Origin of the sequence: Paraburkholderia phytofirmans OLGA172 (genome assembly GCF_001634365.1) — a bacterium.
Taxonomy (GTDB): domain Bacteria; phylum Pseudomonadota; class Gammaproteobacteria; order Burkholderiales; family Burkholderiaceae; genus Paraburkholderia.
The window spans coordinates 1259077-1278430 of the sequence record NZ_CP014579.1 but is presented as its reverse complement, the minus strand read 5'-3'; the positions used below and the strand labels follow the sequence as shown (position 1 = coordinate 1278430).

At 62.1% G+C, this 19354-nt stretch carries 17 protein-coding genes and 1 pseudogene; 7 read left to right on the top strand and 11 right to left on the bottom strand.

What is annotated here, in order from left to right; all coding sequences use genetic code 11:
• Window positions 1-42 precede the first annotated feature (42 nt).
• From AYM40_RS25815 to AYM40_RS25790, 6 genes are all read left to right on the top strand, one after another.
• A complete protein-coding gene (locus AYM40_RS25815) occupies window positions 43-1224 on the top strand; it encodes a YncE family protein (protein ID WP_063499011.1) in 1182 nt (393 codons plus the stop codon).
• A 110-nt stretch (window positions 1225-1334) separates the two neighbouring features.
• Window positions 1335-1922, top strand: coding sequence for a transcriptional regulator BetI (gene betI / locus AYM40_RS25810; protein ID WP_063499010.1), 588 nt, complete (start codon window positions 1335-1337; stop codon window positions 1920-1922).
• Between the two features lie 39 nt (window positions 1923-1961).
• Window positions 1962-3431, top strand: a complete 1470-nt coding sequence (gene betB, locus AYM40_RS25805) for a betaine-aldehyde dehydrogenase (RefSeq protein ID WP_063499009.1) — start codon at window positions 1962-1964, stop codon at window positions 3429-3431.
• Window positions 3432-3443: 12 nt separating this feature from the next.
• Window positions 3444-5171, top strand: coding sequence for a choline dehydrogenase (gene betA / locus AYM40_RS25800; protein ID WP_063499008.1), 1728 nt, complete (start codon window positions 3444-3446; stop codon window positions 5169-5171).
• A gap of 131 nt (window positions 5172-5302) precedes the next feature.
• Window positions 5303-5599 (top strand): type II toxin-antitoxin system RelE/ParE family toxin, encoded by a 297-nt coding sequence (locus AYM40_RS25795; protein ID WP_063499007.1) that lies wholly within the window; start codon window positions 5303-5305, stop codon window positions 5597-5599.
• 10 nt (window positions 5600-5609) lie between these two features.
• Window positions 5610-5900, top strand: a complete 291-nt coding sequence (locus AYM40_RS25790; RefSeq protein ID WP_063499006.1) for a HigA family addiction module antitoxin — start codon at window positions 5610-5612, stop codon at window positions 5898-5900.
• Window positions 5901-6005: 105 nt separating this feature from the next.
• Here the strand turns inward: AYM40_RS25790 and AYM40_RS25785 are convergent.
• The 7 genes and pseudogenes from AYM40_RS25785 to AYM40_RS25755 all read right to left on the bottom strand — a co-directional run.
• Window positions 6006-6242, bottom strand: a pseudogene (locus AYM40_RS25785) (hypothetical protein); the annotation flags it as partial.
• Between the two features lie 19 nt (window positions 6243-6261).
• Entirely contained in the window at window positions 6262-6525 is a 264-nt protein-coding gene (locus AYM40_RS25780; RefSeq protein ID WP_063499004.1) for a hypothetical protein, read from the bottom strand.
• A 60-nt stretch (window positions 6526-6585) separates the two neighbouring features.
• The gene (locus AYM40_RS25775; protein ID WP_063499003.1) at window positions 6586-7242 is read right to left on the bottom strand and encodes a sarcosine oxidase subunit gamma; all 657 of its coding nucleotides are present in this window, start codon (window positions 7240-7242) and stop codon (window positions 6586-6588) included.
• A complete protein-coding gene (locus tag AYM40_RS25770) occupies window positions 7232-10234 on the bottom strand; it encodes a sarcosine oxidase subunit alpha family protein (RefSeq protein ID WP_063499002.1) in 3003 nt (1000 codons plus the stop codon). The genes AYM40_RS25775 and AYM40_RS25770 overlap by 11 nt, the downstream gene beginning before the upstream one ends.
• Complete coding sequence (locus AYM40_RS25765; RefSeq protein ID WP_063499001.1) at window positions 10231-10557, bottom strand: sarcosine oxidase subunit delta; 327 nt, start codon at window positions 10555-10557, stop codon at window positions 10231-10233. The genes AYM40_RS25770 and AYM40_RS25765 overlap by 4 nt, the downstream gene beginning before the upstream one ends.
• A gap of 17 nt (window positions 10558-10574) precedes the next feature.
• Window positions 10575-11819 carry a sarcosine oxidase subunit beta family protein gene (locus AYM40_RS25760; RefSeq protein WP_063499000.1) on the bottom strand — a complete coding sequence of 415 codons (1245 nt, stop codon included), beginning with the start codon at window positions 11817-11819 and terminating at the stop codon, window positions 10575-10577.
• A gap of 46 nt (window positions 11820-11865) precedes the next feature.
• On the bottom strand, window positions 11866-13260 hold the full coding sequence (locus tag AYM40_RS25755) for an L-serine ammonia-lyase (protein ID WP_063498999.1): 1395 nt from the start codon (window positions 13258-13260) through the stop codon (window positions 11866-11868).
• Window positions 13261-13486: 226 nt separating this feature from the next.
• Here AYM40_RS25755 and AYM40_RS25750 point away from each other — a divergent pair, with 226 nt between their 5' ends.
• Window positions 13487-14569, top strand: a complete 1083-nt coding sequence (locus AYM40_RS25750) for a GlxA family transcriptional regulator (protein ID WP_063498998.1) — start codon at window positions 13487-13489, stop codon at window positions 14567-14569.
• A 1-nt stretch (window position 14570) separates the two neighbouring features.
• Here the strand turns inward: AYM40_RS25750 and AYM40_RS25745 are convergent, their stop codons facing one another.
• The 4 genes from AYM40_RS25745 to AYM40_RS25730 all read right to left on the bottom strand — a co-directional run bounded on the left by AYM40_RS25745 (window position 14571) and on the right by AYM40_RS25730 (window position 18709).
• Window positions 14571-15506: a choline ABC transporter substrate-binding protein gene (locus tag AYM40_RS25745; RefSeq protein WP_063498997.1), complete on the bottom strand. Its 936-nt coding sequence runs from the start codon at window positions 15504-15506 to the stop codon at window positions 14571-14573.
• A 123-nt stretch (window positions 15507-15629) separates the two neighbouring features.
• Window positions 15630-16628: a GlxA family transcriptional regulator gene (locus AYM40_RS25740; RefSeq protein WP_063498996.1), complete on the bottom strand. Its 999-nt coding sequence runs from the start codon at window positions 16626-16628 to the stop codon at window positions 15630-15632.
• Between the two features lie 7 nt (window positions 16629-16635).
• Window positions 16636-17538, bottom strand: coding sequence for a choline ABC transporter permease subunit (gene choW, locus AYM40_RS25735; protein WP_063498995.1), 903 nt, complete (start codon window positions 17536-17538; stop codon window positions 16636-16638).
• Window positions 17531-18709: a quaternary amine ABC transporter ATP-binding protein gene (locus AYM40_RS25730; RefSeq protein WP_063498994.1), complete on the bottom strand. Its 1179-nt coding sequence runs from the start codon at window positions 18707-18709 to the stop codon at window positions 17531-17533. Before AYM40_RS25730 ends, choW begins: the two co-directional genes overlap by 8 nt.
• Window positions 18710-19354 lie beyond the last annotated feature (645 nt).

Below are 19354 nucleotides of genomic sequence, written 5' to 3'. Positions count from 1 at the left end.
TCCGTCCCCGATTCCCCCATTCACTCGATAACGGAATTCGCCATGCAATTGTGTGCTCCCCACTTTTCACGCGTTGCAACGGCCGTCGCCATCGCGCTGGCCGGTTTCTGCGCCGCCGGCGCTGCGTCGGCTGCGTCGGCTGCGTCGGCTGTCGCAACGGTGGCCGGCATGCCGCCCGTGGTGAACCCCGATAACCTGTACAGCGAAGCGGGTGCCGGCCATATGAGCCCAGCGGTCGCCAGCGCGTTGCCGCGTGTCTATGTGCCGAACCTGCGTTCGAACGACGTCTACGTGATCGATCCGGCGACGCTCAAGGTGGTCGACAGGTTTCACGTCGGCTTCAGTCCCCAGCACGTTGTCCCTGCGTGGGATCTGCAGACGCTGTGGGTGGCTAACAACGCCGAAGGCCGCCCTGACGGCAGCCTGACCCCGATCGATCCGAAGACCGGCCATCCCGGCAAACCGATCATGGTCGACGATCCCTACAACATGTACTTCACGCCGGACGGCCAGGAAGCGATCGTGGTGGCGGAAGCGCACGCGCGACTGGACTTTCGCGATGCGCACACGATGGCGCTGAAATCGAGTCTCGAAGTGCCGCAGTGCAAGGGCATCAATCACGCCGATTTCTCGATCGATGGCAAGTACGCGCTCTTCACCTGCGAATTCGGCGGCAAGCTGGCCAAGATCGATCTCGTCAACCGCAAGGTCGCGGGCTACCTCGAACTCGACAGGAAGGGCATGCCACAGGACATCCGCATCTCGCCGGACGGCAAGGTGTTCTATGTCGCCGACATGATGGCCGACGGCGTCCACGTGGTCGACGGCGACAGCTTCACGAAGATCGGCTTCATCAAGACCGGCGTCGGCACGCACGGCCTGTACCCGAGCCGCGACGGCACCCGGCTCTACGTGTCCAATCGCGGCTCCAATCTCGTGCACGGACCAAGACATGGCAAGGGCAGCGTGTCGGTGCTCGACTTCGCCACGCGCAAGGTCGTCGCGAACTGGCCGATTCCGGGCGGCGGCAGTCCCGACATGGGCAATGTCAGCGCGGATGGCAAGATGCTGTGGCTGTCCGGCCGCTTCGATGACGTTGTCTACGCGATCGATACGACGACCGGCTCCGTCAAATCCATTCCGGTGGGCGCGGAACCGCACGGGCTCACCGTCTGGCCGCAGCCCGGGCGTTATTCACTTGGCCACACCGGGAATATGCGTTGACGACTTCATCGATGCCGCCCGTTTTTATTGATTGACCGTTCAATATAAAAAAACTAATATGGCCCATCGAATACTTGGGCGGCGTGCCTGCGCCTGCCCCCTCTAGCATCATGCCCAAACTTGGAATGCGCGAAATCCGCCGCGCCCAGTTGATCGACGCAACCTTGCTGACTATCGACCAAACCGGCCTCGCCGGTGCGACGCTGGCTTCGGTCGCGCAGCGCGCGAGCATTTCCACCGGCATCGTCAGCCATTATTTCGGCGACAAGGACGGTTTGCTCGAAGCCACCATGCGCCACGTGCTGCGCGATCTGTGGCAAGCCACGTCGCGCAGGCGCCGCGCGGCGAAGGCGGATCCGCGCTCGAAACTGCGCGCGGTCGTCGCGGCGAATTTCGACGCCGAGCAGACCAGCAGCCCGGTCATGAAAACGTGGCTCGCCTTCTGGTCCGAAAGCATGCACAAGCCGCAATTGCGGCGGCTTCAATACGTGAACACGCGGCGCTTGAACTCGAATCTGTGCGCGGATTTTTCTAAAGCGCTGCCGCGTCCTGCGGCACGCCGTGCGGCAAGCGGCCTGGCGGCGCTGATCGACGGGCTATGGCTGCGCGGCGCGTTATCCGGCGAGCCCTTCGATACGAAGGCTGCGCTGCGCGTAGCAAACGACTACATCGATCTGCTGCTGGAAGCACGCAACTAGAACGCACCCAGAGCGGCATTTTCAGAAAAGGAGCAAGTCATGGCGGTATTCGCAACGCAACGCCTCTATATAGGCGGCGCCCACGTCGACGCGGCCAGTGGCGAGACTTTCGACACGCTCGACCCCGCCACCGGCGAAACGCTCGCGACCGTGCAACAAGCTTCGGCGGCCGACGTCGATCGCGCGGTGCAATCCGCGCGCGACGGCCAACGCGAATGGGCGGCGCTCACGGCCATGCAACGTTCGCGCATCCTGCGCCGCGCGGTCGAGATCCTGCGCGAGCGCAATGACGAACTCGCCGCGCTCGAAACACGCGACACCGGCAAGGCGATCGCTGAGACCCGCGCTGTCGATATCGTCACGGGCGCAGACGTGATCGAGTATTACGCAGGATTGGCGACCGCCATCGAAGGTCAGCAGATCCCATTGCGGCCGTCGTCGTTTGTTTATACGCGGCGTGAACCGCTGGGCGTATGCGCAGGTATCGGCGCGTGGAATTACCCGATCCAGATCGCGTGCTGGAAATCGGCGCCCGCGTTGGCGGCCGGCAATGCGATGATCTTCAAGCCGAGCGAAATCACGCCACTGTCCGCTTTGAAACTCGCTGAGATTTATACCGAAGCCGGTGTACCGGCCGGCGTGTTCAACGTCGTACAAGGCGACGGACGCGTGGGTGCGATGCTCGCGGCGCATCCCGGCATCGAAAAAATTTCGTTCACCGGCGGCGTTGAAACAGGCAAGAAGGTCATGTCGCTGGCAGGCGCCTCGTCGTTGAAAGAAGTGACGATGGAGCTGGGCGGCAAATCCCCCCTGCTCGTCTTCGACGACGCCAACCTCGAACGCGCCGTCGACATCGCGATGAGCGCCAATTTCTTCAGCTCCGGTCAGGTTTGTACAAACGGCACACGGGTTTTCGTGCAGCGTAGCGTGCTGGAACGGTTCGAATCGCTGGTACTGGAGCGTGTAAAGCGGATTCGTGTCGGCGCGCCCACTGACGCCGACACCAACTTCGGCCCGCTGGTCAGCGCCGCGCAATTGCAGAAAGTGCTGGGCTACATCGAAAGCGGCGTACAGGAAGGCGCGCGGCTCATTGCCGGCGGCAAGCGGCTGACGGAAGGCCACTTCCGCAACGGCCAGTACATCGAGCCGACGGTTTTCACCGGCTGCCATGACGACATGCGTATCGTGCGCGAAGAAATCTTCGGCCCAGTGATGAGCATCCTCGTTTTCGACGACGAAGACGAAGCGATCTCGCGTGCAAATAACACCGCTTACGGTCTTTCTGCGGGCGTCGTGACCGAGAACCTGGCGCGTGCGCATCGCGTGATTCATCGTCTCGAAGCGGGTATCTGCTGGATCAACACCTGGGGCGAGTCGCCCGCGGAAATGCCGGTGGGCGGCTACAGGCAATCGGGCGTCGGCCGTGAGAACGGCATCACCACACTCGAACACTACACGCGCATCAAGTCCGTGCAGGTGGAACTCGGCCCTTATCAACCGGTATTCTAAGGAGGGGGAGCGATGGCTTCGAACGAATACGACTACATCATCGTCGGCGCGGGTTCGGCGGGCAACGTGCTCGCCTCGCGCCTGACCGAAGACGTGGACGTGACCGTGCTGCTGCTCGAAGCAGGCGGCCCCGACTACCGTTTCGATTTTCGCACGCAGATGCCAGCGGCCCTTGCCTATCCGTTGCAGGGGCGGCGCTACAACTGGGCGTACGAAACCGATCCCGAGCCGCATATGAACAACCGTCGCATGGAGTGCGGACGCGGCAAGGGGCTCGGCGGCTCGTCGCTGATCAACGGCATGTGCTACATCCGCGGCAATGCGCTCGATTATGACGGCTGGGCAGGACGCCCCGGGCTGGAGAACTGGACCTATCTGGATTGCCTGCCGTACTTCCGCAAAGCCGAAACACGCGATGTCGGCGCGAACGCGTATCACGGCGGCGACGGCCCGGTCCATGTAACGACGAGCAAGCCCGGCAACAATCCCTTGTTCGCCGCGATGGTCGAGGCCGGCGTGCAGGCGGGTTTCCCTCGCACCGACGATCTGAACGGCTATCAGCAGGAAGGCTTCGGTCCCATGGATCGCACGGTCACGCCGAACGGCAGGCGCGCCAGCACCGCGCGCGGTTACCTGGATCGCGCGAAGACGCGTCCGAATCTGACCATCGTGACGCATGCCATGACCGATCGCGTACTGTTCTCGAGCAAGCGTGCGGTTGGCGTCGCGTATCTGCAGCATGGCAATGCCGTAACTGCGCATGCACGACGCGAAGTGCTGGTGTGCAGCGGCGCGATTGCCTCGCCGCAATTGCTGCAACGCTCAGGCGTGGGCCGCTCGACGTGGCTGCGCGAACTCGACGTGCCGCTCGTGCACGATCTGCCCGGCGTCGGCGAAAACCTGCAGGACCATCTGGAGATGTATATCCAGTACGAATGCAAGGAGCCGGTTTCGCTGTACCCCGCGTTGCAATGGTGGAATCAGCCTGCTATCGGGCTTGAATGGATGCTTAACGGCACCGGTATTGGCGCGAGCAATCAGTTCGAAGCGGGCGGCTTCATCCGTACCCGCGACGATGATCTGTGGCCGAACATCCAGTATCACTTCCTGCCCGTCGCGATCAACTACAACGGTTCGAACGCGATCAAAATGCACGGCTTTCAGGCGCATGTCGGTTCGATGCGTTCGCCAAGCCGCGGCCGTGTGAAGCTCACGTCACGCGATCCTGCAGCGCATCCGAGCATCCTGTTCAATTACATGGCCGATCCGCTCGACTGGCGTGAGTTCCGCGACGGGATCCGCATTACGCGCGAGATCATGCGGCAACCGGCACTCGATCGTTATCGCGGCCGGGAGCTGAATCCGGGTGCGGAGTTGAGCACCGATGAACAGCTCGACACCTTCGTGCGCAACCGTGCGGAGACCGCGTTTCATCCGTCCTGCTCGTGCAAGATGGGTTATGACGATATGGCGGTGGTGGATAGCGAGGGTCGCGTGCATGGGCTCGATGCACTGCGCGTCGTCGATGCGTCGATCATGCCGCAGATCACAACCGGCAATCTGAACGCGCCGACAATCATGCTGGCGGAGAAGATCGCCGATCGGATTCGCGGACGGGAGGCGCTGGCGCCGGTGGAGACGCCTTACTTCGTGGCGAATGGAGCGAGCGTGACGCATTTGCGGCCAACGTCCAAAGGGCAAGAACACGTTATCCCCTTGGGGGCGTCCTCCGGGGCATAAGGCCCGCACGCGCCTGAAGTTGAGTGGCAAAGGCAACGCGCGGCAAGTCCACGAGTTTAGCGCCAACGGTTAGGATCTGGCATCCGTTCAGGCCACTTGCATTTCGTATAGCGTAACTATACACTATACAAATGATCAAGACCTTCAGACACAAAGGGCTGGAGCAGTTCTTCCTGACGGGCTCCAAAAAAGGGATCACGGCCGCCCACGCTGAGAAGCTTCGGATTCGCCTGACAGCGCTCCACGCTGCGACAGGACCGGCGGATATGAACGCAGTGCCATGGCGGCTGCATCAGCTTTCCGGGAAGAACCCGAAGGGGCAGGATATCGAAGGCCATTGGTCTATCTGGATAACCGGGAACTGGCGTCTCACGTTCTTCTTTGAGGGGACGGATGCTGTTCTTGTCGATTATCAGGACTATCACTAAGGATTCCACGATGACATCAATGCATAACCCGGCGCACCCTGGACTGGTGTTGCGCGAGTACCTGGGCGATCTCAGCGTCACGATTGTTGCTGAGAGGCTTGGCGTCACGCGAGCGGCGCTCTCAAGGATTCTCAACGGTCATGCCGGAATTTCAGCAGACATGGCTGTGCTGCTCGGCGCTGCGCTGGGCACCTCAGCGGAGATGTGGACCATCATGCAGGCGCGTTATGACCTATGGCAGGCGCAGCAGCGACCGCATCGCAAGATCCAGGCGTTCCCAGAACTGGCGCACGCCGCATAGGCGCCCGAGAGCTCAAACATGAAACCGCCTCCGGGCGGTTTACGTCCACCCTGGCCGCATGTATCTGGCGCGTGCAAAAGTGCCGTTTTGACAGCTCGGATCATTGAGAGCCGCCGCCGCGGTCGACAAATGGAACTCGGTCTTGATCGAGCCGAGCACGAAGGTCATCGTGCCGAGATTGACCGAGTCGAAAAAGAATGCGATCGCGATGATGATGAAGAGGATCCGGTGATATCCGGAGAACGGCAGTCGCTCGAGTCTTGCGGCAGCGCTCGCGCGAGAGCCGCATTTTCGCGTCGAAGCCGTGTAAATGGCGAAACAGCGCTTCGTGGCCGAGGCCATGCATGCACGAAATCGACCCTTAAGGTCGCAGCCGTGCACGCGCAGCGCCGGCGATCCGCGCAAGCGCATCCGCACTCAACCTGGCGGCGATCTTCTCGACGTATTCGTGATGCCGCGACTGCAGCGGCGCGCCCAACTGCTGCGCGAGGAGATAGCGGATCAACGCGATGCGCCGGTGCCGCAACACGATGCTCTGATCCAGCAGCGCGAGCGCGGCATGGGCATCGCCCTGTTGGCACGCGCGCTCGGTGAGACGCGCGGTGGCTAGACGTGTCGACGTCATGTCAGTCAGCGGCCGGAAGAGCCGCGAGCGATGCCTCGGCAAGACACCACTCGCCGTGCTTCACGACATCAGCGGCGCTGCCGCATCGAGCATGATCTTGACGAAGTAGTCCGCAAAACTACGGCGTACGACGATATCGAAACTGTCCGCACCCGTGGGCACCAACGTCATCGATGCCTTGAAATAATGACTCTGTGCGCACTGCCCTTCACCGAACAGTTTCGGGTGCAGATCGAGTGGGCAACCGCGCGCCAGCACGTCACGCGTGCGCGTGCCGCTGATCTCGAGCACCGTATAGCCGCTGCCGATATCCACCGCCGACGCGAACACGCCCGCAAATGCCGCGCCGAACTTTGCCAGCAACGGCGCGGCACGGGTCGCGTCGTGCGCCATTGCCGAGCGCACTAGCCACTCATCGGGTCCGAGCCACAGCATGTCGTAGCCATTGCCGCGCGCAATCGTGTTCGCCTTCTCGGGCGGCCGGCAGCCGACCACGCCCTCCACCGCTTGCATGAACGCTGCGTCGCGCGTGTCACCACGCACGTTGACCAACTCCAGAAACGGCCGCTCGCTCAAGCGGAACGCCGCCGACGCCGTCGCCTGATGCTTCTTCAGCAGCGCATCCGCACCCACCAGCGGCGACTCCTGCCACACACCGGTTTGCTTGCCGACCGCGCGATCCATCACCGACACCGTCCCTCTTGTTTCATTCCACATGTTGACGTGCTCCTTCGCTGTCGTAGAACACCGAACTGGTGACCCTGGCTGCAATCTGCTTGCCGCTCGCGAGCGGAATCGTGACCGTTTCGCCGATCTTGTCGAGACCGCCCTTCACCACCGCCATTGCAATCGAGCGCTTCAGGATCGGGCTGTAATAGCTCGACGTGACGTGGCCGAGCATCGGTGCGGTATCGCCCTGGAACGGGCCGGCAACGATCTGCGAGCCCTCGGGAATCACGAACGAAGGATCGTCCGGGAGCAGCCCGACCAGCTGCTTACGCCCGGCCTTCGCCGTGTCCGTTCGCGTCAATGATCGCTTGCCGAGAAAGTCTTTCGACTTCGCGACGAGGCCGCCCATGCCGAGGTCGTACGGCGTCATCGAACCGTCCGTATCCTGGCCGACGATGATGTAGCCCTTCTCCGCACGCAGCACGTGCATGGTCTCCGTGCCATACGGCGTAATGTCGAATTCCGCGCCAGCGGCCATCAGCGCTTCCCACACCGCGCGGCCGACGTTCGCGGGGACGTTGACCTCATAAGCCAGTTCGCCCGAGAAGCTGATCCGCATCACGCGCGACGCCGCGCCCGCCACGGTGCCTTCGCGATAGCTCATGAATGGAAATGCCGTGTTCGCAAATTCAATGTCGTGACAGACCTTCTGCAAGACCTTGCGGCTGTTCGGGCCGACCACGGCGAAGGTTGCCCAGTGATCCGTCACGGAAGCAAGCCGCACGCGCATGTCCGGCCACTCGGTTTGCAACCAGCGTTCGAGCCACGTGAGCACACGCGCGGCGCCGCCCGTGGTGGTCGTCATCATGTAGTGCTGGTCGGCGAGACGCACCGTCACGCCGTCGTCGAAAATCATGCCGTTTTCGTCGAGCATCAGGCCGTAGCGGCATTTGCCGACTTCCAGCTTGCTCCACGGATTCGTGTAGACCCAGTTCAGCAGCTTCGCGGAATCGGGGCCCTGAATATCTATCTTGCCGAGCGTCGAGGCGTCGAGAATACCGACGCTCGTGCGCACCGCCAGCGATTCGCGCGCCACGGCGGCATGCATGTCTTCGCCCGCTTTCGGGTAGTACCAGGGACGCTTCCAGTTGCCGACGTCCTCGAACGCCGCGCCGTTTTCCACGTGCCATTCGTGCACCGCCGTCTTGCGTACCGGATCGAGAAACTCACCCAGCTCGCGGCCTGCAAACGTACCGAACGTAACCGGCGTGTAGTTCGGACGAAACGTCGTCGTGCCCGTTTCGGGAATCGTCTTGCCGAGCGCCTGCGCGAGAATCGCCATGCCGTTGATATTCCCGAGCTTGCCTTGATCGGTGCCGAAACCCATCGCCGTATAGCGCTTCACGTGCTCGACGGATTCGAAGCCTTCGCGCGCCGCCAGAAAAATATCGGCCGCCGATACGTCGTTCTGAAAGTCGACAAACTGCTTCGGCCCGCGCGTCGCGAGTTCGCGGCCGCCGACGAGCCACAGCGGTTGCATCTTCGCTTCGGTAATCTCGGCGACTTGTACCGGGTTCGGCCGCGCAACGATATGGCCAGCCGCGCGCGCCGCCTCGACACCGGCGTCGACCGCGAAGCGAATCCCCGATCCCAGCGTGAAGTCGCCGGCACACGCGCCGACGCTCGTCTCCGGCTGCATCGCCTTGCCCGGCACGAAGCAGGCCTTGCCGTCATGCCAGTGCGCCTTGCCGCCCGATTGGGCGAACAGGTGCAGCACCGGACTCCAGCCGCCGGACATCGCGAGCAGATCGCAGGGCAGCGCGTTTTGTTTGGCACCGACCTGTCCGTTCGAATACGACGCCACTTCGACCGATGCAACCCGCAGCTTGCCGTGCGCCGCTGTCACGGCCACGCCGTTCATCACGTTGACGCCGTAGCGGCGTGCGAGCGCGGGCAGCGTGCCCTTCGATTCACCGGCGCGCGGATCGACGACCGTCACCTGGGCGCCTGCGGCCTTTAGATCCAGAGCGCATTGGTAGCCGTCGTCGTTGTTCGTGAACACCACGGCATTGCGGCCCGGCAGCACTGCATAGCGATGCAGATAGGTAGAGACGGCCGAAGCCAGCATGACGCCTGGCAGATCATTGTTGCCGAACACGATCGGCCGCTCATGCGCGCCCGTTGCGAGAATCACGCGTTTCGCGCGGATCTTCCACATCAGTTCGCGCGTGCCCTTTCTCTGCGACACCGGCAGATGTTCCGTGAGCCGCTGCGTGACGGTGATGAGGTTATGGTCCTGGTATCCGAATGCGGTGCTGCGGCACAGGATCTTCACGTCGGGCATCTGCCGCAGCTCATCCTCGATCTTTTGAACCCATTGCAGCGCCGGTTTGCCGTCGATCTCCGCGCGGCACGACAGCAGCGAACCGCCGAGTTCCGGCTGATCGTCGATCAGCGTCACGCGTGCGCCGGACAAAGCCGCCGCATGCGCGGCCGCCAGACCCGTCGGGCCACCGCCGACCACCAGCACGTCGCAATGCGCGAAGCACTTGTCGTAGCGGTCCGCATCGGTTTGCTCGGGCGCCTTGCCGAGGCCGGCCGCATCGCGGATCACTTCTTCATACTTCGGCCAGAACTTGCGCGGCCACATGAAGGTCTTGTAGTAGAAGCCTGCCGGAATGAAGCGCGCGAACTTCTGGTTGATCGCCATGCGGTCTTTCTCGATGCTCGGCTTCGCGTTCACGCTGGTCGCGACGAGTCCCTGATACAACTCCACTTCAGTCGCACGCGCATTAGGCACCGTGTACGCGCCGGTTTCGAGCTGCACGATCGCGTTCGGCTCTTCCACACCCGCCGTTACGATGCCGCGTGGCCGGTGGTACTTCCAGCTGCGCGCCACGAAGTGCTCACCGTTCGCGAGCAGCGCGGACGCGAGCGTGTCGCCCTGATAGCCCTGATACTTGCGCCCGTTGAACGTGAAGTTCAGTACGATTGCGCGGTTGATGCGCCCGCCGCTGGGGAGTCGGTCTTTCTGGCTCATGATGCTTTGCCCTCGTGTGCCTTGTCTTGCGCTTTAACCTCATCGCTGTTCATTGTGAGCAGCGGACGTTCGAACGTCTCGTAGCCCTGAATCTCGTAGCTCACCGTGTCGCGCTGCGCCTTGAACCAGCGGCGGCATCCTTGCGTGTGCATCCATTGCTCGCGATGCACGCCACGCGGATTCTTGCGCATGAACAGGTAGTCGCCCCATTCCTTGTCAGTGAGCTTGTCGGTATCGAGCGGACGGGCAATGTCAGCTTCGCCGCCGCAAGAAAATTCGGTTTCGGCGCGTGGCCCGCACCACGGGCATTCGATCAGCAACATCTGGTTCTCCGTCAGTGTTAGTGGGCAACAGCGGCCGCGCCGTGCTCGTCGATCAGGTGACCGGTATAGAAACGGTCCAGCGAGAAAGGCGCGTTCAACGGATGCGGCTCGTCCCTCGCAATCGTGTGCGCGTAGGCCCAGCCCGAACCAGGCGTCGCCTTGAAGCCACCCGTGCCCCAACCGCAGTTGAAATAAAGCCCCTTTACGTCGGTCTTGCTGATAATCGGACACGCATCCGGCGACACGTCGACGATGCCGCCCCACTGGCGGTTCATCCGCACGCGCGAGAACACCGGGAACATTTCGACGATCGCTTCGAGCGTGCCTTCGATGATCTGGAAACTGCCGCGCTGGCCAAAGCCCGTGTATTGATCGACGCCTGCGCCGATCACCAGATCGCCCTTGTCGGACTGGCTGATGTACGCATGCACCGCATTCGACATCACCACCGTATTGACGACGGGTTTGATCGGCTCAGAGACCAAGGCCTGCAAAGGATGACTCTCCAAAGGCAAGCGGATGCCGGCCATATCGGCTAGCGTGGACGTGTTACCCGCTGCCACCACCGCGACCTTCTTCGCCTTGATGAAGCCCTTTGTGGTATCCACGCCAACCACCTGACTGCCGTCGCGGCGAATGCCGGTGACCTGGCAGTTCTGGACGATGTCCACACCATGTTGATCCGCGCCGCGTGCAAAACCCCACGCAACTGCGTCATGCCTCGCAACACCGCCACGGCGCTGAATCGACGCACCGAGCACCGGATAGCGACTGTTCAAATTGATAGTCGGCTCGATTTCCTTGATCTGCTCAGGCGTCAGGAATTCGGCGTCGACGCCGTTCAAGCGGTTTGCATTCACGCGACGCTCGGTGTCACGCACATCCTGCAACGTGTGCGCGAGGTTCATCACGCCGCGCTGGCTGAACATCACGTTGTAGTTCAGGTCTTGCGACAGACCTTCCCACAGCTTCATCGCCTTTTCGTAAAGCGCGGCCGATTCGTCCCACAGGTAGTTCGAGCGCACGATCGTCGTATTGCGCGCGGTATTGCCGCCGCCGATCCAGCCTTTCTCCAGCACGGCAATATTGCGCACGCCATGCTCTTTCGCGAGGTAATAGGCAGTGGCGAGTCCATGCCCGCCGCCGCCGACGATCACAACATCGTATTCACGCTTAGGCTCCGGGCTCTTCCACTGACGCTCCCAGTTCTCGTGATACGACATCCCGTTGCGCAACAGGCTGAATATGGAATAGCGGCTCATTGTTGGTCCTTTGGGTCCCGTTGTTACTCTTTGCTTCTTGACTCGTTCAACACTCGATGACGTTCACGGCAAGGCCGCCGCGCGACGTCTCCTTGTATTTGGTCTTCATGTCCGCGCCGGTTTCGCGCATGGTCTTGATCACGTTGTCGAGCGACACGTAGTGCTGGCCATCGCCCTTCATCGCCATGCGCGCGGCGTTCAGCGCCTTGATCGCGCCCATCGCGTTACGTTCGATGCAGGGAATCTGCACGAGGCCGCCAACCGGGTCGCAGGTCATGCCGAGGTTGTGTTCCATGCCGATTTCGGCGGCGTTTTCCACTTGCGTGGGCGTGCCGCCCATCACGGCGGCGAGCGCCGCCGCAGCCATCGAGCAGGCCACGCCCACCTCGCCCTGGCAGCCCACTTCGGCGCCCGAGATCGAGGCGGTTTCCTTGTAGATGATGCCGATCGCCGCAGCCGTCAGAAGAAAGGTGACGATGCCCTCGTCGTTCGATGCATGCATGAACTTCACGTAGTAATGCAGCACGGCGGGAATCACGCCGGCCGCGCCGTTGGTCGGCGCCGTGACGACGCGGCCGCCCGCGGCATTTTCTTCATTCACGGCCATCGCGTAGAGATTGACCCAGTCGAGCATCGACAGCGGATCGCGCAGCGACTCTTCCGAACGCGACCGCAATTGCGCGCACAGGTCAGCGGCGCGGCGCTTCACGTGCATCGGGCCGGGCAGCTCGCCACGCACCTTGCAGCCACGTTCGACGCAGGCGGACATGACGCGCCAGATCGTCAGCAACCCTTCGCGCACTTCCTGTTCGGTACACGACGCGCATTCGTTACGCAGCGTCACCTCCGCGATCGACAAACCGGTTTCGCGGCACACACGCATCAGATCGTCGCCGGTGCGAAATGGAAACGGCACTTCCGCACCGGCGCGCAGCCCATTGACGCGGTCGCCTTCGCGATTGATCACAAAGCCGCCGCCGATCGAGTAATACTCTTTCTCCACCAGCAGTTGGCCGTTTTCGTCGAAAGCCTGAAAACGCATGCCGTTCGGATGCACGATGCTCGAGCCCGGTGCGCCCGGCATCAGCTTGCGGAAGAAGCCGAGGTGTTCGCGCTCGTCGAATTTGACCGGGTGCTTGCCGAGCAGCACCAGTTGCTTTGTTTCGCGAATCGCCTGCAGGCGCGGTTCGATCATGTCGGGGTCGATCAGATCGGGCAGATTGCCTTCGAGGCCGAGCAGCACCGCCTTGTCCGTGCCGTGTCCCTTGCCGGTCGCGCCGAGCGAGCCGAACAGTTCGACCTTGACGCGGCGCACGAAGCTCAGCAGATTGGCGTCTTCGATATGCGAGGCGAAGCGGCACGCAGCGATCATCGGCCCGACGGTGTGCGAGCTGGAGGGACCGATGCCGATCTTGAACAGATCGAAGACGCTGACGTTCATGGCGTGCCTTATACGTTGCGATGCCTGGGTGGCTGGGTTTGGTTTCAACTAGCCCCTATTGCACCGCACGTCAAATTGGAGCGATAGAATAAAAACGGCATGACAGTGGGATAGTGGCGTCAAGCGGGCCTCGCTCCAAGCGCAGCCACAATGCGTGGCTCCGACGAAATGGTCCCTGTCTCCGATGCTATGCTTGATTTAATCCTCTCCCTTGCTGGCTGCATGCATGAATTCCGCTGAACCGCTCCCCCTTCAATCAATCGACGGCCCCTCGAAGCAGCGCATCCGCTTCGGCATCATCCTGCTGCCGAACTTCACGCTGACGGCGTTCTCGGGTTTCGTCGACCTGTTGCGCCTGTCCGCAGATGAAGGCGACTTCAGCAAGCCCGTGCGCTGTTCGTGGAGCGTGATAGGGGAAACCCTCGCTCCGGTGCGCGCGAGTTGCGGGATCCAGATCACGCCGTGGGAAACATTCGAGAACGCAGAACCGTTCGATTACGTGGTCGTGGTGGGCGGCCTGCTGCATTCCGGGCCGGCCGCAAGCGACGCGACGCTGGCCTTCATCCGCCGCGCCGCCGCTACCGATGCAACGCTGGTCGGCATGTGCACGGGCGTGTTTTCACTGATGCGCGCGGGCGTGCTGGAAGGCCACCGCATCTGCGTGAGCTGGTTTCACTACTGGGATTTCATCGAGCGCTTTCCGGCGGTCAATGAGGAGGCGCTGGTGGCGGACCGGCTGTTCGTGATCGACCGTCGGCGCATTACGTGTTCGGGTGGGCGGGCCTCGATCGACGTGGCGGCGGCGATTCTGTTGCGTCATTTCGAAACGGCCACGGTGCAAAAGGCGCTGCGGATTCTGCTGGTCGACGATATGCAGAAGGGTAATGCGCCGCAGCCGCATCCGCCGGGATTGGCGCCTGCCGCGCATCCGAAGGTGAAACGCGCGATTCTGCTGATGGAACAGCATGTGGGGCGCTCGTTGCCGCTCGATGAACTGGCGCGCAAGCTCGATCTGTCGCCGCGTCAACTCGAAAGGCTGTTTAAGGCGCAAACAGGTAAGGCGCCGCAGGCCTACGCGAAGCAAGTGCGTTTGCGCACTGCGGCTTGGTTGCTGACGAGTTCAGATAAGACGGTGGCGGATATCGCGTCGAGCTGCGGCTTCTCCGATGCCTCGCATCTGGGCCGCGAATTCCGCAAGCAGTTCGGCTTGCCGCCGATGATGTACCGCGAGCAACGCGGTACGGCGGCGGAAGTCGATAACGGCTCAGGCTATGACGAGACCTTTCCGGGGCGGGCTCAGGCGATTTGATTCACTGCCCCGCGACATAAGCCTTCACCGCCGGCAAGCCATCCTTCCCATCAAAGGTCTTCACGCCCGCCAGCCACTTGTCGAGCACACCCGGATTCGCCTTCAGCCAATCCTTCGCCGCCTTGTTCGGATCGGTCTTGTTCATGATCGGCAGCATCACGTGGTTCTCGATATCGGTCGTGAAGTGCAGATTCGACACCAGCTTCGCGACGTTCGGGCAACGCGTCGAGTAATCGTTCGGCGTGACCGTCAGCACTTTGGCTTCGCCGTAGTTCGGGCCGAACACGTCGTCGCCACCGGACAGATAGTCGATCTTCATCTGCACGTTCATCGGATGCGGTTCCCAGCCGAGAAACACAATCGGCTTCTTGTCGCGAATCGCGCGATTCACCTCGACCAGCATGCCCGCCTCGCTCGACTCCACCAGCTTGAACTTGCCAAGGCCGTACTGGTTGCTGTCGATCATCTTCTTGATCAGCGCGTTGCCGTCGTTACCCGGTTCGATGCCATAGATCTTGCCGTCGAGCTTGTCGTAGTTCTTCGCGATGTCGGTGAAGGTTTTGATGCCCGCCTGGTACGCGTAGTCCGGCACGGCGAGCGTGTATTTCGCCCCGGTCAGGTTCGGCGTGGCCAGCACGGTGAGCTGGCCGGCCTTCCTGAACGGATCGATCATCGGATCCATGGTCGGCGACCAGTAGCCGAGGAACACGTCGATCTGCTTGCTCTTCACACCCGCGAAGGTGATCGGCACCGAGGCGATGGTTTTGGTCGGCTTGTAGCCGAGCCCTTCGAGCACCGTCGAGGCGAGACCGGTAGTCGCCGCGATATCGGTCCAGCCGACGTCGGCGAACCGGACGTCCCGGCAGGTGGCAGGTTCCGTGGCAAAGACAGACGACACCGACAGCGCGCACAACGACGCAGCCCACAGACGTTTCATGGCGTTCCCTCAGGGTGATTGATGCTTGAATGGTTCTATTAAGCGGATTTTCCAGGCGCGATTTTGTACACCGACTTCATTCATACCGACTTCATTCATACCAACTCATGGATGCCAACTCGTTCACGCCGACAGGCGCCGCTCGACGCTCGGCGCGTGACCAAACTGCGCGCGATAGGCCTTACTGAAATGACACGGCGAATGAAAGCCACAAACGGCCGTCACTCGCGCGATCGACGCATCCGTATTGCGCAACAGTTCACGCGCACGACGCAAACGCAGGGTCAGATAATAGTGCGTCGGCGATACGCTCAGAAACATCTTGAACATGCGCTGCAAATGACGTTGCGAGAGATGCACGAGCCGCGCGAGCTCATCGAGCGACAACGGCTCTTCGATATTCGCCTCCATCAACCGCACGACTTCGATCAATTCCGCCCGCGAAAAACCAACCCGCGCGTCGACGGGAATAGGCTGATAATCGGTCGAACCACGAATCCGCTCAACAATGAACTGCTCGGACACTTGCGCCGCGACCGCATGGCCGAGGCGCATGCCGACCAGTTTCAACATCAGATCGAGCGGCGCAGTGCCGCCGGTGCAGGTCATCCGGTCGCGGTCGATCACGAACAGTTCATCGGCGAAACGCACGTGCGGGTAGCTTTTGTGCAGTGGCGACATGTCTTCCCAATGCACGGTACAGCGATAACCATCGAGCAGGTTCGCAGCCAGCAGCGCGTACGGTCCCGTACAAATGCCGCCAAGCGGAATCCCTTTCGACGCCACGTCTTGCAGCAATGCGATGACCGTATCGTCCACGTAGTCGCGCACATGCCAGCCCGCGCAGACGATCAACACATCCGGCATGCCCGCACCGGCCAGTGTCGTGGTCGGCTTCACGGTGATGCCGTTGCTCGCTCGCGCCGGCTCGCCGTCCGGTGTAATCACCGACCACGTGTAGTGCTGCGCGCGGCCCACGTAGTTGGCCATGCGCAACACCTCGACCGCGCTCGTAAAAGCGATCATCGAAAAGTTCGGCAGTGTCAGAAAGCCGAAGTGCGCGAGCCCGGACAGCGGCGAATCGGCTTGGGGCTCGACAGGGGCGATCGCGTCGCGCTTCATAGGCGGCTCAACTGTGCTGGGCCGTCGGCGCGCGGCGCACCTTCATGACGCTGCGCAAGCCCGACAGCAGCGGCGCCCGCGCCGTGCCCGGCGAGCGCCCGAAGCTTTCCGTGATGCGGTCGAGAATGATCGCGAGCATCACCACCGAGAGGCCGCTTTCGAAGCCGAGGCCGATATCGAGCCGCTGAATACTCGCCAGCACGTCGTTGCCGAGGCCGCCCGCGCCCACCATCGAGGCGATGATCACCATCGAGAGCGCCATCATGATGGTCTGGTTCACGCCGGTCATGATCGACGGCAGCGCATTCGGAAACTGCACCTTGTAGAGCAATTGCAAGGGCGTGCAGCCGAACGCCTGCCCTGCTTCGACGATTTCACGATTCACGTGCTTGATGCCGAGCGACGTGAGGCGCACAGCAGGCGGCATTGCGAAGATCACCGTGGAGAGAATCCCCGGCACGCGGCCGAGACCGAACAGCATCGCGGCCGGAATCAGGTAGACGAACGCGGGCATGGTCTGCATCAGGTCGAGCACGGGGCGCACCATCATTTCTACGGTGCGGCTCTTCGCGGTCCAGATGCCGAGCGGCACGCCGAGCAGCAGGCTGATCAGGGTCGACGAGAGCGTGAGGCCAAGTGTAATCACCATCTGGTCCCAGAAGCCGGTGCCGTAGATCAGCAGCATCGCCAGCAACGTGAACAGCGCGAAACGCCAACCCACCCGCCACAAGCCGATGCCGACGAAAAACGCCATCAGCGCCCACATCGGCACCGCTTGCAGGCCGTGTTCGATCAGCGCGGCAAAACTCTCGATGACCTTGCCGATGGAATCGAAGGTTTGGGCGTCGTGGTCAAGCAGGTAGTGAACGCCGTGATCGACCCAGGCGCCAAGTGGAATGATTTCAGACATGGGAACCTCGATGGCGCGTGAGAACGTTCAGCACGTTCGTCTTGTTGACCGAACCGCAGTAGGAGCCGTCCGCTTCGACGACCGGCAGCGGCGCGCGGCTCGCCACCACGCGTTCGACGACGTCGTCCAGAGGCGTAGTACGGCGGATGCACTCGATGTGATTGAGCTTCGGCGACGCACTGCCCATCGCATCGCGGCACACAAAGCCGCGGATCTTGCGCTCGGCGTCGAGCACGAACGCGTATTCGGCGCTGCCGTTGAGCGTCGCGGCCACGCTCGAGGCGTCGATCGGCGGCGAATGCTGCATGAGCGGCACCGCGTCCGTCTGCATCAGGTCGCCGGCGGTCAGATAGCGGCTGGTGTCGATGCCTTCGAAGAACGCGCGCACATAATCGTCGGCGGGATTGGTGATGATTTGCTGCGGCGTGCCGATCTGCACCACCTTGCCGCCTTCCATGATCGCGATCCTGGTGCCGATGCGCATCGCCTCTTCCAGATCGTGCGAGACGAACAGGATGGTGCGCTGCTGCTCGCGTTGCAGATCGAGCAGCACGTTCTGCATTTCCTTGCGCTTGAGCGGGTCGAGTGCGGAGAACGCCTCGTCCATGATCATCAGCGACGGGTTGACTGCCAGCGCCCGCGCAAGGCCCACGCGTTGCTGCATGCCGCCGGACAGCTGGGCCGGCAACTTTTCCGCGAACGGCGCGAGGCCGACCTGTTCGAGCACGGTCATGGCGCGCTTCTCGCGCTCCTTCTTGCCGACGCCCGCCACTTCCAGCCCGAACGCCGCGTTGGACAGCACCGTGCGCTGCGGCATCAGCGCGAAGGACTGAAACACCATGCTCATGTCCTTGCGGCGCAGCGCCGTCAATTCCGAGCGCGGCACGCTGGCCACGTCGCGGCCGTCGATCAGCACTTTTCCGGCGGTCGGCTCGACGAGACGATTGATCAGGCGAATCAACGTCGACTTGCCGGAACCGGACAGGCCCATCAGCACGAAGATTTCGCCTTCCTTGACTTCGAACGATACGTTGTGGACGCCGACTATCTGACCGGTGCGCGCGAACACTTCCTCTTTCGTCGCGCCGCCTGCCAGCATGCCGATCGCCTGTTTCGGGTTGGTGCCGAACACCTTGCACAACCCTTCGACCACGACCTTGGGGGAATTCATTGAATGCTCTCCTATGTCGACCGGAGTAAGCGCTTTAGCTGCCGGCCAGAGTTCGCGCTTTAGCTGTCGATCGGAGTTCGCGCTTGAGCTGTCGATGCAAAGCTCGCTACTCCGGTCCCATGCAAAGCTCGTTACTCCGGTCCCATGCAAAGCACTTACTCCGGTCCCATGCAAGATAGTTGCTGGAGTGGCGGACGTCCGTCCGCGCCGTGCATACATAGTTGCCAGAAAAAAGTACGCCTAGCCGACTATTTGCGACAACCACATGTGGAAATGCGACACCGGCGCCGCACAGGCGCCGGCTGGCAGTGGGCAAAGCCCTGTTGGATAAGGGTTTGCGGCGTGTTGGGGTGACTAGCCGGGCGTGTCGCGCCAGAGCAAGTGGGCGTGATTCAGCAAAAAAAACGGCTGTGCGGGTGAAGTGGCAGGCGAACTTGTAGCGGTGCAGCAGGCGCACCGTTGCTCAGCGGGCGCCATTTGGCGCCCGCAAGGTCGACCCGACGATCAATGGCCGGTTCGTGCCGAAAGCACCGTCACTGGTCGCACGCGGCGGAGGGAAACCGGAGGTCTAGCCGGCTTATGGCGCACGGGAATCATTAGGGCAACCTTAAGGCTGCGCGCCGTTACTCCGTGTTACCAATCTCG